Annotated in this window: 15 protein-coding genes; 5 read left to right on the top strand and 10 right to left on the bottom strand. The window is 37.7% G+C overall.

Annotated elements, in window-relative coordinates:
* Window positions 1–408 precede the first annotated feature (408 nt).
* Window positions 409–984: a beta-class carbonic anhydrase gene (locus AC4G3O_RS14375; protein WP_066108306.1), complete on the bottom strand. Its 576-nt coding sequence runs from the start codon at window positions 982–984 to the stop codon at window positions 409–411.
* A gap of 168 nt (window positions 985–1152) precedes the next feature.
* Here AC4G3O_RS14375 and AC4G3O_RS14370 point away from each other — a divergent pair, with 168 nt between their 5' ends.
* Complete coding sequence (locus tag AC4G3O_RS14370; RefSeq protein WP_066108308.1) at window positions 1153–2289, top strand: amidohydrolase; 1137 nt, start codon at window positions 1153–1155, stop codon at window positions 2287–2289.
* A gap of 28 nt (window positions 2290–2317) precedes the next feature.
* Here AC4G3O_RS14370 and megL read toward each other — a convergent pair whose 3' ends face one another.
* The 6 genes from megL to AC4G3O_RS14340 all read right to left on the bottom strand — a co-directional run bounded on the left by megL (window position 2318) and on the right by AC4G3O_RS14340 (window position 7932).
* Entirely contained in the window at window positions 2318–3502 is a 1185-nt protein-coding gene (gene megL, locus AC4G3O_RS14365) for a methionine gamma-lyase (RefSeq protein ID WP_066108311.1), read from the bottom strand.
* 253 nt (window positions 3503–3755) lie between these two features.
* Window positions 3756–4238, bottom strand: a complete 483-nt coding sequence (ybaK, locus tag AC4G3O_RS14360; RefSeq protein WP_066108313.1) for a Cys-tRNA(Pro) deacylase — start codon at window positions 4236–4238, stop codon at window positions 3756–3758.
* A 14-nt stretch (window positions 4239–4252) separates the two neighbouring features.
* A complete protein-coding gene (locus AC4G3O_RS14355) occupies window positions 4253–5929 on the bottom strand; it encodes an ABC1 kinase family protein (RefSeq protein ID WP_066108315.1) in 1677 nt (558 codons plus the stop codon).
* 40 nt (window positions 5930–5969) lie between these two features.
* A complete protein-coding gene (locus tag AC4G3O_RS14350; RefSeq protein WP_225983642.1) occupies window positions 5970–6266 on the bottom strand; it encodes a phasin family protein in 297 nt (98 codons plus the stop codon).
* A 177-nt stretch (window positions 6267–6443) separates the two neighbouring features.
* Complete coding sequence (locus AC4G3O_RS14345) at window positions 6444–7436, bottom strand: Gfo/Idh/MocA family protein (protein ID WP_491136390.1); 993 nt, start codon at window positions 7434–7436, stop codon at window positions 6444–6446.
* A gap of 265 nt (window positions 7437–7701) precedes the next feature.
* Entirely contained in the window at window positions 7702–7932 is a 231-nt protein-coding gene (locus AC4G3O_RS14340; protein ID WP_066108321.1) for an excisionase family DNA-binding protein, read from the bottom strand.
* Between the two features lie 350 nt (window positions 7933–8282).
* Between AC4G3O_RS14340 and AC4G3O_RS14335 the strand changes: the two genes are divergently transcribed.
* The 4 genes from AC4G3O_RS14335 (at window position 8283) to AC4G3O_RS14320 (ending at window position 12726) form a co-directional block, all read left to right on the top strand.
* The gene (locus AC4G3O_RS14335; protein WP_175354313.1) at window positions 8283–9914 is read left to right on the top strand and encodes a Na/Pi cotransporter family protein; all 1632 of its coding nucleotides are present in this window, start codon (window positions 8283–8285) and stop codon (window positions 9912–9914) included.
* A 367-nt stretch (window positions 9915–10281) separates the two neighbouring features.
* On the top strand, window positions 10282–10707 hold the full coding sequence (locus AC4G3O_RS14330) for a DUF1641 domain-containing protein (RefSeq protein ID WP_066108324.1): 426 nt from the start codon (window positions 10282–10284) through the stop codon (window positions 10705–10707).
* Between the two features lie 85 nt (window positions 10708–10792).
* Window positions 10793–11974 (top strand): NAD(P)/FAD-dependent oxidoreductase, encoded by a 1182-nt coding sequence (locus AC4G3O_RS14325; protein ID WP_491136389.1) that lies wholly within the window; start codon window positions 10793–10795, stop codon window positions 11972–11974.
* Window positions 11975–12246: 272 nt separating this feature from the next.
* On the top strand, window positions 12247–12726 hold the full coding sequence (locus tag AC4G3O_RS14320; protein ID WP_066108330.1) for a flavodoxin domain-containing protein: 480 nt from the start codon (window positions 12247–12249) through the stop codon (window positions 12724–12726).
* A gap of 56 nt (window positions 12727–12782) precedes the next feature.
* Here AC4G3O_RS14320 and AC4G3O_RS14315 read toward each other — a convergent pair whose 3' ends face one another.
* From AC4G3O_RS14315 to AC4G3O_RS14305, 3 genes are all read right to left on the bottom strand, one after another.
* Window positions 12783–13394 carry a TetR/AcrR family transcriptional regulator gene (locus AC4G3O_RS14315; protein WP_066108333.1) on the bottom strand — a complete coding sequence of 204 codons (612 nt, stop codon included), beginning with the start codon at window positions 13392–13394 and terminating at the stop codon, window positions 12783–12785.
* 8 nt (window positions 13395–13402) lie between these two features.
* Window positions 13403–15367 (bottom strand): ABC transporter ATP-binding protein/permease, encoded by a 1965-nt coding sequence (locus AC4G3O_RS14310; protein ID WP_491136388.1) that lies wholly within the window; start codon window positions 15365–15367, stop codon window positions 13403–13405.
* A 278-nt stretch (window positions 15368–15645) separates the two neighbouring features.
* Window positions 15646–16407, bottom strand: coding sequence for an SDR family oxidoreductase (locus tag AC4G3O_RS14305; RefSeq protein WP_066108337.1), 762 nt, complete (start codon window positions 16405–16407; stop codon window positions 15646–15648).
* Window positions 16408–16550 lie beyond the last annotated feature (143 nt).

Here is a 16550-nt window from a genome sequence, read left to right as displayed (position 1 = left end):
CAATCCGCTTACAGCCAAATCTCAAAGGATTGCAACAGAGATTATCCGAATATCCAGCTTTACACAGGAAAGTTCTGCATCCTCACAGGAGATTCTCGCTAATATCAAAGAGCAAAACCAGCTAATAACCGGTATTTCTCATAGCTTTAATGAACTTGATAATCTAGTTGAAAAACTAGATGGATTAGTGCAGATTTAAATAAAAAACCCGCTATTCATGTTTACGCAGCACCTATTCGATGCGGATTCATGATTGACGAGTTTTTAAATTACATATTAATGTAACTCGTCGTATTTAGTCCCTATCGTTAAAGGACTTCAACAAATGTCTAATACTAACTATTCTTTAATATGTCGCAGTCCCTTTAATCAAAAAATGACGTGTCCCCACGTCATTCATTAATAAACTTATTCCGATTTCACTTTTTCATATCCATTGACGACAACAGATAATTCCCCGGTCGATGGATGAATAACCATTCCCGTTACTGGTATATATGCAGGCATTAACGGATGATTCTTAACCAGATTAACACTTTCCGTTACGCTTTCATGGACATTAGAGAAGCCCTTAACCCACTGCTTCACATCTATTCCTACATGCTCCAAAGTAGAAAAGGTCTCATTAGGTACTCCATTATCAGTCATTTGTCCAATCAATTGATTTGGATCCATGGCAGCCATACCGCAATCCTCATGGCCTACAATAAATACTTCTCTTGCTCCCAATGCATGAATTGCCACAATGATGGAACGCATCACACCGCCAAATGGATGATTTACGATTGCCCCGGCAGTCTTTATAATTTTGACATCTCCGTTAGCAATATTCATGGCCTTTGGTAACAACTCAACCAGCCTGGTGTCCATACAGCTTACTATAACCATTTTTTTATCGGGAAATTTAGTGGTCTCATATGGCAAGTATTCTTCCTTGTTTACAAATTCACGATTATAAGCAAGAATTTCATCTAATGTATTCATTTATTTCTCCCCTTCATACAGCCTTAAATCCATTGTACCTAAGTATTTATAATAGTTGAAATAATATACAATTTCATCCGAAGGAAACTTTCAACAAAAGATGCGTACACTATCATAACAGGTTACTAAACAGTATTGCCGGACAACTAATGAAAGGATCCATATACTTTGAAGACAAAACTTAGGCAACTTGAACCCTATATACATTCCATTTTTGAATATTTACACTCACATCCTGAGATAAGCTGGAAAGAGCATGAAACTGCAGCCTTTATTGAAAAGCGATTAATCGAAGAAGGGGTTAAGTGTAACGCTTTCCCCTCATTTCCCGGTTTAGCTGCTGAAATAGGCTCCGGCAAGCCAGTCATTGCTTTACGAGCGGATATGGATGCCCTTTGGCAGGAATGTGATGGAACCTTTAGAGCTAATCATTCATGCGGACATGATGCGCACATGTCAATCGTTTTGGGTGTAGCCTTGATGCTCAAAGAATTGACTGAGACTGAAAAAGAAAAAGGAACAGTTCGATTTATCTTTCAGCCGGCAGAAGAAACGGGTGAAGGTGCCAAGGCTGTAACGAATCTTGGAATTGTAGATGACGTTGATTATTTATACGGTCTCCATCTTCGTCCAATAGAAGAGCTGCCTCTTGGCATGGCAGCTCCTGCGATCAATCATGGGGCAACCTACCATCTTTCAGGAAAAATCATTGGAGAAGATGCACATGGAGCGCGGCCTCACTTAGGGACAAGTTCAATAGATGTCCTAATTATGATGCATCAGCTGCTTCAACAAATTAAACTGTCGCCGATGAAACCACATTCCATCAAAATCACCAGATTCGAAACAGGTAATGAAAATTTAAATGTTATACCAGGTACTGCTTTGTTTGGAATTGATGCCAGGGCTCAATCAAATGAAGACCTGAACATCATTAAAGAGCAAATAAAGCAAACCTTTGCTCAATTAGAATCAATCTTCCGCATTCATATCCAACTAGAACCATATCCAGATACACCGGCTTCCATCATCTCCGCCAAGGCGGCTCAGTTTATGGAAAAAGCTATTTTGGATACAATGGGGCATAAAGCATTAAGCCCTACAGTGTTAACTCCCGGAAGTGACGATTTTCACTTTTATACGAAACTTCGCCCTTCCATAAAAGCAACCATGCTGGCACTTGGTGCTGATTTAACTCCCGGACTTCATCACCCAAATATGACATTTGATCGTTCCTGTATAATAGAAGGCATCGAAATCCTAACAAGAGCTATTCTCCATACGTTAAAGGCTGAATCTCTATAATAAAGATTCAGCCCCTTTATAGTTATACCTAATCATTTCCCAGCGCTTGTTTTATATCCCCCCATAGATCTTGCCAGTTTTCCAATCCAACGGATACACGCAGCAATTGGTCTGTAACACCCATTTCCAATCGTTCAGATTCCGGAATAATAGCATGAGTCATTGAAGCCGGGTGACAAATCAATGTTTCAACATCACCTAAGCTGACTGCAATTTTAATAAGCTTCATCCTGTTAAGGAAGGCTTGTGCATCCTCTTTACTGCCTTTTATTTCGAAAGCGATAATCCCTCCTGGCTGACGCATTTGTTTCATAGCTGCCTCATATCCAACGTTTTGCTTATCTCCAGGATAATAAATCCGCTCAACTTTTGGATGTTCTTTAAGCTTCTCATAAATTTTTTGAGCATTTTCGCTATGACGGTCCATCCGAATTGGCAAGGTTTTGATTCCCCTTAACAATAGCCATGCATCAAAAGGCGCCATAATTCCCCCGACGTCCTTTAACATTGTTTTTCTAACTCGTGATATGAATTCACGGGAACCCGCAGCCAAGCCCGCTACAACATCCCCATGTCCGCAAATATATTTTGTTGCACTGTGTACAACTATGTCACATCCCAGCTGAAGGGGCTGTTGCAAGTATGGCGAAGGAAATGTATTGTCCACAATGACGGGGATCCCATTTCTTTTAGCCACCCGTGCCACCATTTCCAAGTCAATGACTCTCATAGTTGGGTTTATTGGCGTTTCAACAAATATACACGTTGTTTCAGGTTTAATTAACTCCTGTATTTGTTCCTCTGTTTCCATCGGACTAAAGTCATGATGGATGTTATACTTCTCTTTCATCATGACTAATAAATCGAATGTACAACCATAAATACCGAGTGAGCATAGAATATGGTCATTTGCCTTGGTAAGTTCCATTAAAACAGCTGATACAGCAGCCATACCAGACCCAAATGCAATTCCTTCCTCAGCTCCTTCCAATACTGCTATCTTCTCTTCTAATGAGCGTACGGTTGGATTGCCTAATCTCGAATAGATAAATCCATTATCTGTACCGGCAAATCGCTGTTCCCCCTGTTCAGCAGATTCAAATGTAAAGGTGGAAGTTTGATAGATTGGCATAGAAAGGCTTCCTTGATGTTCGTTTGATTCATATCCGGCATGGATAGCTGCAGTTTCAAAGTGGGTATATTTCTTATTCATATAGCTCCCCCTATTTCAAATGTAAAAAATTTCAATCCCCACTTTATCATATGGCATTCACCCAAAAATTGTAAACAGTCTTATCCAGATATTTTAAAACCCGACTTTCATTACATACAAACTACTGACCCAACATTAAATAGAACTCATCACTTCATACAGAGAAAAATAAGGACCCAATACTTATTAAATCCGGTGTATCTGTTTACTAATCTCCCTAAATTACAAGAAAAAAAGGCCCTAATCAGACCTTTCACCCATGTATAACGTCAGCAAAATCGCCATCTACTACTGATGTAAGTAAATCAGCAACCTTTACTTTCATTTGCACTCCTATTTTTCCTGCACTGACTATAATTTTTTCCTGAATTTCAGCTGATACATCTATGTATGTTTTATACTGCTTTTTCATCCCAACCGGTGAACAGCCACCGCGGATATACCCCGTATATTTTTGTATGTCTTTCATAGGCAGCATTTCAACTTTCTTTTCACCAGAAACTTTAGCTGCTTTTTTCAAATCTAGCTCTGAATCTACAGGAATCACAAATACATAAACAGAGCCAGTCCCTGAAATGGTAACGAGAGTCTTATAGACAAGACGATAATCCTGGCCTATCTTCTCTGCAACGGAAATACCATCAATTTTCCCATCGCGATTTTCGTATTGAAATATTTCATACTCAATTTCTTTTTGATCTAAAAGGCGCAGTGCATTCGTCTTTACGTTTCCCACTTAAAAACTTCCTCTCAAAATTTGCCCGATTTAAAAATTGAATAAAGTAAATACAGTACCATTAAGGTGGCGATAATCGATCCAATTTCAATAATAGGCACTTGCCATAATATAGAACCGCTCCCTCTAGATGATGATCCTATAATCAAGCCTGCCATAATAATACTAAAGGACAAGAGAATAATCGCATAGGAAAGCTGGTTCCCGACCTTATCCATTTTACCAAGGAACACATCTAGTTGCGGCACTTCTATTTGTACACGAAATTTACCTTCTTTCAGCTTATTCATCAATTCATTTATATTGCGAGGCATTTCGTCCAGGATATCCGAGTATTCCACTACTTTGTTCCACAAGGAGTCCGCCAGGTTTTTAGGCTTCAGTCTTTCTTTAATCAACTTCTCCCCAAACGGCTCAATTACATCAATAATATTGAATTCCGGATTCAATGTTTCTACAACACCTTCCACTGCAAGGAAGGTTTTACCCAGCATAGTCAAATCAGATGGGATACGGATATGATGTAAGTAGGTTAATGTAAAGAAGTCATTCACTGCTTCACTCATATTTAAAGTATTTAAAGGATGACCATAATACTTATCGATAATTTCTTCTACATCAGATCGCAGTTTATCATAATTGATATCATCAGGTGTGAAGCCCAGCTTCAGGATTGCACGCATGACACTATCCGTATTACCTCGTTTTAAGGCAATAATCAATGTTGCAAATGCATACTTTATCCGTGTATCCAGGTGTCCAATATTACCGAAATCAATCAAAACAATTCGATTTCCAGGTTGAATCAGGACATTGCCTGGATGTGGATCTGCATGAAACAGACCGTTGATTAAGATTTGATTCATCATCGCATCCGTAAAGCGCTCACTGATTAGTTGCCTGTCAAACCCAAGTTCATCTAGCATTTCGATTTCATTTATTTTAATACCTTCTACATATTCCATCGTTAATACTCGCTTAGTAGAGTAGTCCCAATAAATAGATGGTATCTTAATTATGTCATTATCGATAAATTGATTAGCTATTTTTTCGGAATTTCTTCCCTCAATTCCATAATCCAGTTCCTGATGTAAGGATTGAGAAAATTCATCCACTATATCACTTATGCCATAATCTCTAGCCCAGCTGAATCGCTTTTCTGCCAATCTAGCAATATTATGCAAGATTTCTAGATCTGTCTCAATATTACCCTGGATATTAGGGCGTTGCACCTTTACAGCGACCTCTTCCCCTGTATGAAGAACAGCCTTATGTACTTGACCAATAGAAGCCGCAGCCAATGCTTCTTCTGTAAAGTCGGAAAACAGTTCATCAATTGTTGCTTCCAGATTCGATTCGATAATCTTTTTGACTTCTTCAGGGGAGAAGGCAGGCACATGATTCTGCAGCTTTTCCAATTCCAAAATAACGGAAGGAGGAACGATATCAGGTCTTGTACTCAGCATCTGCCCAAGCTTTACAAAAGTCGGGCCCAATTCCTCAAGAATGGCACGAATCCGCTCGGCAGCCGGCCGATTTTTAACCTCCTTGCCTTCAAACGTCCACTGCCCTCCAAACGGTAGCATATCGGATAATCCCAGTTCTTTGGCAATGGATCCAAATCCATTATGAATCATTGCACGGATGATATCCTGGTACCGATTAAAGTGACGTATTCTCTTTTCAAGCATCTGCTTCCCCCCTAACCTGCTCATTCATAAACTTGTGTTGTTATTGATTTTTCTCCTCTAACAAAGCAATTCGATTTTCCAATCGTGCAATGTCTTCTTTTGTGGCAAGATCCATTTCTGCCAGACGTTGCTTAACCTTTAAATTAATTTGTTGTTCAAATTCTGTCCGGGCTTCATTACCCTTTTTCACTAGATCTTCCACCATTGATTTAGATTCTGCCTGAGTTACTTCACCCTTTTTCACCAATTCATCCACTAATTTTTCAATTTGTTCCTTGCTTGTTACAGCTGCTCCAATTCCCATAGAAAACGTTTTGTTTATAATGTCCCTAATCATGCTCACTTCTCCTCCTTGAACTTATGATTAATAGAATAAAGCAAAGTTTTTCCCACTATTACCTTTCCACCCCTTAATTAAAACAAACCTATAAATTGTGTATTTTTTTTGAATTAATAAACATCTCTGCTTATAAAAAATAGAAGACCGCCCTGCCGGCAGCCTTCTATTAAAAAATTATTCAGATTCTCTTTCTGTACTAAATACAATTCCACTTTCTTTTCGGGAGTACTCTGTAATTTCCAGTACCCCTCTACTAATCTCAATTAGCTTTTGATAATCTAGCTGTTTATCATGGTTGATAATATCGATAAAGGTATCAATTTCATACACCATATCATTCTCTTTTTGAGGAATTGAAAAGGGTTCGCATACTTTTGTTTCTCTATCAATATACTCAAGCTTTTGAATGGTTCCTGATCCAGGAAAGATAATATTCCCCGTCTCCCCATGAATTTCATTTGACCCATAGGAATTAACTATTTTCGAGCAAACAATTGTACATACAAAATCAGAATACTTGAGGATTAGTGTTCCTCCTCCATCAACGCCACTATCAAGCATAACTGGAGTATAGCTGGTCGAGATAGGTTTTCCGAAAAGGGCGAAGGCCATGGCAAGAGGATAAACACCTAGGTCCACCAAAGCACCACCTGAATAATCAGCTGAGAAAATATTAGGAATCTCCCCCTCCAGTAGTTGATCATATCTGGAAGAGTATTTCATATATTGTAAGTTTATATTACGAATTCTCCCCACTCGTCTAATATTATCCTGCAGTAACTTGAAGTTGGGTGTATGAAGGGTTCTGATGGCTTCAAAAAGATAGACGTTATTCCTTTTAGCGATTTGATATGCCTGATCCAGCTCTGCCACATTAGAGAATAACGGTTTTTCACATATGACATGTTTCCCGTTTTCTAACATTAAAACCGCTTGTTCAAAATGACATGAGTTCGGAGAAGCGATATAGACAATATCGATTTCCTTACATTTAGCTAGTTCCTCCAGCTGATTAAAAACAAGATCGACCTCATGCTTATTCGCAAAACGAGACGCCTTATCCAAATTTCTTGAATAAATCGCCTTTAGATAAAGACCATCGCTTTCTAAAACTGCATCTATAAATTGTTCTGTAATGCTACTAGTACCAATTGTTGCTAGATTCATAAGTAACCTCTCCCTCGCCTACCAAAATAAAAATCATAATTTCAAAAGTGCCATTATATTCTTACTAGTACCCCAATAAAGGAGCATGCTTACCTATAATAAGAATTTTTTATAATTACGAACGCTACATAAATCATATCAAAAAATGACTGCAGACATTACAATTAGATGCAAAGATTGGTTGTTACTAACTGTTTAATTGGCAATGAAGATGGGATAAGGATTTAAGCAAAAAAAAGAAGGCAAAATTTGCCCCCCTGTTTTATTAATCCTCATCTTTTGCATCCCAATCTTCAGGAATCGGTTCAGTTAACCATTCCTGGAAAAGCTTTTTATATTCCTGCAGCTGCTCTTGATAATTGGAGAATTGATCATTGTTAATCAAATACTGCTCCCCGTCAAATATAGCCCGGATTTTCTTTTGCTTGATAAGAGTTTCAAGATAGGATTCCGGCAATGATAAGTATTCTGCTGTTTCTTTCACGGAAAGGTACACCAATCATCCCCCTCTTCTCCCGAAAATATTGTTTATTAAGTCTATCATATTTTCTACTGTTCTTCATTCAGTTGAGGATTTAGAGTATACATATCTTTCATATCTGGTACTGTTATCTATTATAGAAATCATTAATTCTATCCAGAATTCAATGTAACCATACACTGTTTTTCTTCAAAAACCTATATTTTAAAATAATATATTTTTTTTAATTTATTGATAAATTACACGAACGTAAAGGAACCGTAAAGTTATAGTTAAATATGACTGTTTAGTATTTACTTTCAACTTCTTGTCAATAATAATGATAATCGAAAATATTTTTCTAAAATAATGTTGAGGTGTAAACAGTGGATGTAAGTATTCAAGAAATGCTTTTTCAATTTCTCGGCGGATTGGGTATCTTCCTATTCGGTATCAAATACATGGGGGATGGACTCCAAAAATCCGCAGGTGATCGACTAAGAGATCTATTGGATAAATATACAACCAACCCTATTATGGGGATTCTGGTTGGTATTCTAGTTACAGTTTTAATTCAAAGTAGTTCAGGTACAACAGTTATCACGGTTGGATTGGTAAGTGCCGGATTTATGACACTCCGCCAGGCTATTGGTGTCATCATGGGGGCAAATATCGGTACAACCATTACTGCCTTCATTATCGGTATTGATGTTGGCGAATATGCATTACCAATTATCTTTGTCGGTGCATTTTTATTATTCTTCTTTAAAAACCAAAAGCTGCACAACTTCGGTCAAATCCTATTTGGATTCGGTTTATTATTCTATGGCCTAGAGCTTATGAGCAGTGGAATGAAGCCTCTACGTACCTTCGAATGGTTTCATGATCTAACTGTCAGCTTAAGTGATTATTCCATACTCGGTGTTGTAGTAGGAACAGTCTTTACATTATTAGTACAAAGCTCCAGTGCTACAATCGGAATCCTTCAGGGATTATTTGGTGAAGGGCTTATTGACCTGCAAGGTGCCTTACCGGTACTATTCGGAGATAACATCGGAACAACTATCACTGCCCTTCTTGCATCGATTGGTGCATCAGTTGCCGCTAGACGTGCTGCTTGTGTACACATACTTTTCAATGTGTTCGGTACAATCATTTTTATGATTTTGCTCGTTCCATTTACGTCCCTTATTGGCTGGTTCCAACAAACACTTGGACTAAATCCGGAAATGACCATTGCCTTTGCACATGGAACATTCAACATTACAAACACACTGATCATGATTCCATTCATTGGTGTATATGCGTGGATTGTTACTAAACTCATTCCAGGAAAAGATACTGTTATTGAGTATAAACCAGAGCATCTGGATGAACGAATCATCGACCAATCTCCTTCTATTGCACTTGGACAGGCGAAAAAGGAAACTTTGCGAATGGGCGAGTTTGCTATTAAAGGATTGGAAGAAACGTATAACTACCTGTTAACTAATGAAACTGCTTCATTGAATACAGGTAATCAAATTGAAGAGGCTCTTAATAATTTAGATCACAAAATAACAGATTATCTTGTTAAAGTCTCCACAAGTTCACTGTCTGCTAATGAATCTGACGAACATAATATTCTAATGCATACCATCACTGATATCGAACGCATTGGCGACCATTTCGAAAATATTCTGGAATTTGCAGAGTATAAAAATACAAATAAAGCAACATTTACAGATGAGGCCACAGAAGGCATGTCTCAAATGTTCACACTAACTATAGAAGCGGTCAAAGAAGCGATGGCGGCAATAGAGAATCAAGATAAGGAAAGTGCCTATAAGGTACTCGAATTGGAACGTAAAATCGATAAGATGGAGCGCCAATTAAGAAAGCAGCATGTCATCCGTTTAAATAATGGATCCTGTTCTGCACAAGCAAGCCTTGTTTACGTTGATATTTTAAGTAATCTTGAACGCATCGGCGATCACGCTAAAAACATTGCCGAAACTATTATCGGTGAACAAGAATAAACAGAAAATAGACTCTCCTCGGAGAGTCTATTTTCTTCCCTTCATTCATTATTTCACTATTATAAAATGCCCTAAACACACTCTCTCCCCATTAACTATTTTAGATTTACACATATTTATCATCCTCAAAAATCCTCCTGTTTTCATTATTTATAAATCAAAATTACAACGGTAACTATTGATGAATGAAATATTTCACTATCAATATAGTGTAAATAGTATTCTTTTTGCTATGAAAGCGCTTTTTTCGAGCAAAAAGTTTTGTGAATTTATACACAAGGAGTATGCTTAAAGTAGAGGATTTATGGTTATATAAATATAACTAATTTAATTTTTCGCTATAACAAACAGAAATGGGGTATTTGCTATGTCAGACACAATGAAACAGCAATCAGAGACACAATCCTCTCCGGTTGCTTCACAAGAAGAATTGTTAAAACAATTATCAAAACCAGAGGTTCAGGAATCATTAGTTACACTATTAAATCAATTACCACAATTAACTGAAGTTGTAACAGCACTGAACAAATCATATGAATTCGCTCAATCCGTCGCTACTGATAAAGTATTAGTAAACGATTTTGCCAGTACAGCGAAGGAATTTGCAGAGCCTGTTACGAAAACAGCCAAACATATAGCTGTCAATGCTATGGAAGCAAAGGAAAGAGCTGAACAAAGCAAAGAAGTGATCAGTGTATTCGGTTTGATGAAAATGCTAAAAGATCCTCAAATCCAAAAGGTTCTTCGTTTTGCCAGCGCTTATCTTCAAGTAAGCAACGAACGTTCTAAATAAAAGTTCATTTATTTAAAAAGCACTTATTCTATAATTTTCGAAAAATACTGGATTTAAAAAATTACAAACAAGGGTGGAACATATCATGGCACAAGAAATTGTTATTTTAGGAGCAGGGTATGGCGGTCTTCTTTCAGCATTATCAGCACGTCAGCATTTAACTCCTGAAGAAGCTACTATTACAGTTGTTAACCAATATCCGACACATCAAATTATTACTGAACTGCATCGCTTGGCAGCAGGCAATATTAGCGAAGGCCGAATTGCTATGCCATTAGATCGTTTGTTTAAAGGAAAAGATATTAATTTAATTATCTCTAAAGTTGACTCTATATCAGCAGATGAAAGAAAGGTAACCCTTTCAAGCGGAAAAATCTTAACCTATGATAAATTAGTCGTTGGATTAGGCAGCCAAACTGCTTATTTTGGCATTCCTGGTCTTGAAGAAAATAGTATGGTCTTAAAATCAGCAGAGGATGCTAATAAAATTAACAAGCATATCGAAGATCGAATAAAAGAATATGCACAAACTAAAAATCCAGCAGATGCAACCATTGTAATCGGTGGCGGTGGACTAACCGGTGTTGAATTAGTTGGAGAAATTGCGGATACAACTCCTAAAGTTGCTAAAAAATATATGGTTGATCCTTCTGAGCTTAAATTTATCCTAGTTGAAGCAGGTCCAAAAATTTTACCTATGCTTCCTGATCATTTAATTGAACGTTCAATGACAAGCTTAGAGAATCGTGGAGTTCAATTCTTGACTGGACTTCCTGTCACAGGTGTAAACGGAAATGTGATCGAATTAAAAGATGGTCAAAAAATTATCGCTAACACATTTGTATGGACTGGCGGTGTACAAGGCCTTCCTGTTATCGGCGAATCTGGTTTAGCAGTAGATCGTAACCGTGCTACTGTTAATGAATATCTACAATCTACTTCACATCCTGATGTTTATATTGCTGGTGACAGTGCAGTTGTCTTCCCTGCTCCTGGTGCGAGACCATACCCGCCAACTGCACAAATGGCTTGGCAAATGGGTGAATTGATTGGTTATAATATTGCGGCATCCATTAAGGGTACTCTTCCTGAAGTATTTGCTCCAGTAAACTCAGGAACATTAGCAAGTCTTGGACGTAAAGATGGCGTAGCCATTATTGGCGGGAACTCAACACCATTAAAAGGCTTACCGGCTACAATGATGAAAGAAGCAAGTAATATCCGTTATCTTTCACACATTAAAGGTTTATTCAGCATAGCCTATTAATAAATGTTAAATCCTGTCCGCTAAACCAGCGGACAGGATTTTTTATTGGCTTTATACACCTCTCTCTTGTCCTATTAACCTTTTCCATGGATAAGTAGCTGGCGGACCAATCAACTACTTGCGGCCAAAGATTATTTCTACAGATTGCCCTCTATCTCTAAAACCTAATGTCAGATAATATTAGAAGTTTCTGATATTTCCCCTTGGTAGGATGACAAAAAGGGTATATGCTTTATATAGACACGTCATCTTAGAAGGGAGCCATATTAGTCATGAACATATTGATTGCTTATGCTTCAAAAAGCGGAACTACAGAAACATGCGTACATATCCTTGAACAAGACTTTAATGGGCATGCAAAATTAGTTGATCTTACGCACACTGATCCTTCGCTGGATGCCTATGATACTGTTTTGATTGGCGGTCCCATCCGTTATGGGAAACTTCATTCGTCGGTTAAAAAATTCGTAAAAAACCATCTTAAAGATTTTAAACAGAAAGAGGTCGGTCTATTTATTTGCTGCGCTGATGTCGGAAATGCTGAAAAATACTTTCAAACCAACTTTCCAGATGAGTTACTTGAGCAAGCAACAGCAATTGACTGCTTCGGTGGAGAAATTCGTTCTCACGCATTGGGAATTTTTGAGAAATTCATTGCCAAAATAGCATTAAAATCGTACCCGGCAGACCAACAGCCTTCTATTCTTAAAGATAATATTCATATATTTGCAGATCGAGTGGAAGCTACCTGACTATAATAAAAAGCCTTGAACCTGTTTAGAACACACGTTCAAGGCTTTTACTTTGTTTATTTCAGTACACCATATTTAATAAAATGAAATTGACGCTCCATGTCTTTTCTTTTTTGGCTTACAGTCGAAAGATCATTTAACGCCAGGATAATTTGATTGAATGTGATAGTTCTCAATATCTCAATAACTTGAAACAATTCCTCTTTTATTTCAACCTTTAGTAAATGAGTGTCAGTAACTAGATTCAGAAACTTCTCTTGTTTCTCTTCCATTTCACGTACATCCGTAAAGCTCATTAAATGTTCAGCTAGCTTACTATCCGTCCGCGTAAATACATTGACCAAAAACTTGGAATGAGCAGGATCCATCGCTTTCTTAGTTATATAATCAAATAGCAGAAAGTGAATTGAAAAGAGGTTTACCCCGGCGTTAATCTTGCTGTTAATCTGATCCAAGAGGTCACTTTTATATTCATTTAATAAATACAGAAACAGATCTTCTTTATTTTCAAAGTAACGATAGAAGCTTCCCCGAGGAATTTGCGCTTCTTTAATAATTCGATTAATTGATGCATCATAGAAGGAATATTGGCTAAATTCCTCCTTAGCAGCCTGAATAATCCTGATTCTCTTTTCCGCTGGTAAATTCACAAATGTTTGACTCGGCATATACTTTCCTACTCTCTGCGTAAAGAGTCAACTGGATCCAATTTAGCCGCTTTATTGGCGGGCATAAGTCCAGAAAGCATGCTAATAATGATGCTAGCAGCAACACCGAAAACAAGATATGCTGGGGTTATTTGTACAATTTCAAAATCAATTAATTTAGTTGAAAGGCTATTAGCTACAAAGGTTAATAAAGAGGCTGCCAGAACACCGATAATTCCACTCGATAATCCAATCAGGAATGCTTCAGATACAAAAATTCTTCTAATATCCATGCGTCTTGCACCAATCGCTTTTAGGACCCCGATTTCCTTCGTACGCTCAACAACACTAATATGGAGAACAACCAAAATCATGATTGCTGAAACAAAAAGTGAAATGCCTGAAATCCCGGTTAATACATATGTCAAAACATCCAGCATTTCGTTCATCATAGCTGTCATTGTTTCTTGCGATGAACCATTGTAGCCCATATCCTTGATTTTTGCTTTTATATCTTCCGTAAACTCTTCATTATCTGCAACTAAATAGATACTTGTAGGATCCAATGTCTGACCGTTATCCTCTGCAAGCTGTACCAGATCCTCATAATTGGCATAGATTAAATCCATCGCTGCAAATTGACTGCCTAATGAAATAATTCCACTAACCGTATAGGTTTTTTCATATAACTGTTCATTAAGCATTAGCGTTACGTTAACATCTTTACCGATCATATCTCCGCCTAATTTTTCAGCGGCACCCTCCGCAAGGAGAATTTCTTGTTTTCCAGGTAAAGAGCCTTCTTTAATACTCGTATCTGTTATGTTAGAGGAGACCGTTGAAATCATCATCAAATCAACCTTTTTGTCTCCATATTTAACCGCATTGGAGCCAAATGAGATGAGATTAAATCCCTTTTCCACTGAAGAAACATGCTCGATTTCGGATAATTTCTCGATATCCTTTTCCTCAAATGGTGTCTGTTCTCCCATCATCGATAGCATCATTGCCTGATTTTCATCCACTGATGGCGGAAGTTCCTCTTCCTCAGAAGGCATATTAACTTCTACGACAAGCGGATTCACCATACTGTTCATAGAGTCATTCATATAGGTCTTCACACCATTTCCTAATGAAAGGAAAAAGATGACACTCATGATTCCTATGCTTGCTCCTAATGAAACCCAAACATTTCTACCAAGCTTCTCTTTCATATTCAGAAATGCAAGTTTCACGGCCGCCACAAAGCTAAGGTTTTCACCACCCTTCTTTTCCACTTGATTGGATTGAGGTTCCATTTGTTCTAGAGGTTCTCCTCTGTCATCACGGATAATTTTCCCATCTGCAATTTGGATTACCCTTGAGGAATGGTTCGCTACTCGCTCAGAGTGAGTAACCATAATAACCAGCTTACCTTGCTTAGCAATATCTTTTATGATCGCCAATACTTGTTCCGTTGTTTCAGAATCAAGTGCTCCGGTTGGTTCATCGGCAATGATGATTTCAGGATCATTAATTAATGCACGCGCAATCGCAACCCTTTGCTTTTGACCGCCGGATAATTGATTTGGCTTTTTATAAATATGATTTTTCAAACCAACCTGAGTTAGAATCTCCTCCGCTCTTTTAATGCGTTCCTCTTTCCCTACATTCGATAAAGTCATCGCAATCGTGACATTATCGAGGACAGACAAATGCGGAATCAGATTAAAGCTTTGAAAAATAAAGCCTATTTTATTTTTTCGATATTCATCCATTTCTTTTTCATTAAACTCACCAATATTCTTCCCTTCAAACTGAACGGAACCGGTAAAATCAGAATCCAACCCGCCAATCAGATTCATTAGAGTGGATTTACCACTTCCTGATTCACCAATGATGGAGACCAATTCTCCCTTCTCAAAGGAAACATTAACATCTTTAAGAGCAGGGAAGTATTGACCATCTGCAATCGGGTATTGTTTGTTCACATGATGCAACTCAAGTACTTTCATATACGTTTGATGACACCCTTTACTTATTAGTCTCTTGATGTAATTAGTCTGGTCAGTTTCATGACAGTTTATCAAGTAAGACTACTATAAGTGACAACCTGTCACCTGTCAATTAATTATATTAAAATAATATTTATTAACTGAATATATTTTATTTAAAGTGATTATGTGAAATTTTGTTATTTAAATATATATTTTCTTATTCAAAAGAAAAAGCAGCTTGTCCCTCTAAATCAGAGAAACAAGCTGCCTAATTGTAATCAATTATTTAATATTTATTAGAATGCTGAAGTCCAACCACCATCAACTACTAAAACTGTACCATTTACAAAGCTGGAATCCTCAGAAGCAAGGAATAAGGCAGCTGCTGCAATTTCTTCCGGCTGTCCCACTTTAGGAATCGCAGCTTGTGCTAATCTAGAACGTCCCATCCCAAATTCATTAACTTTTCCCATCGATGCAGAAATATTGGTCTCAACCGCACCTGGTGCGATTGCATTACAGCGAATGCCTTCTTTTGCATACATAAAGGCTGTGTTCTTAGTAAGACCAACCACCGCATGCTTGGAAGCACCATAGGCTGCACCTGCATGAGCACCGTTTAATCCACCAGTAGAAGCAATATTTATAATTATGCCTTGCCCTTTTTCCTGGAATAATGGAACGACCTTACGCATGGAACGCATAACACCTTTTGTATTTACATCAAAAATTAAATCCCATCTTTCATCTTGTATATCCGCAACAGGTTCGAAACCATCCATAATGCCTGCATTGTTAACAAGTATATCTAATGTACCAAATTCACTAACAGCTGTATCAATCATTCCCTCGATATCTTCAAGCTTTGCAACGTTCACTTGCAATGCTTTCGCTGTACCACCATTGTTTGTAATCCCTTCGACTACATTTTCGGCACCCTCAAGGTTAAGATCTGTTACAAGGACTTTAGCTCCTTCTTTTGCATAAAGCTCTGCAATCGCTTTCCCCATTCCGGATGCTGCACCTGTTACAACCGCTACTTTTCCCTCTAATTTCATTTTGAACTACCTCCTCATTAAAGTATAGGCTCTGTTTATCCATACGGATTTTAAAATTTATACTTGGATTTGTCTGTGACACTTCGTATTAATCCAGCATAAAAGCGAGACATACCCAATGTCCTCAGATCCATTTCAAGTAA

The sequence above is a fragment of the Bacillus sp. z14 (2026) genome, assembly GCF_058313575.1.
The sequence above is the reverse complement of the archived record's forward strand: the minus strand, read 5'-3'. Positions and strand labels throughout refer to the sequence as shown.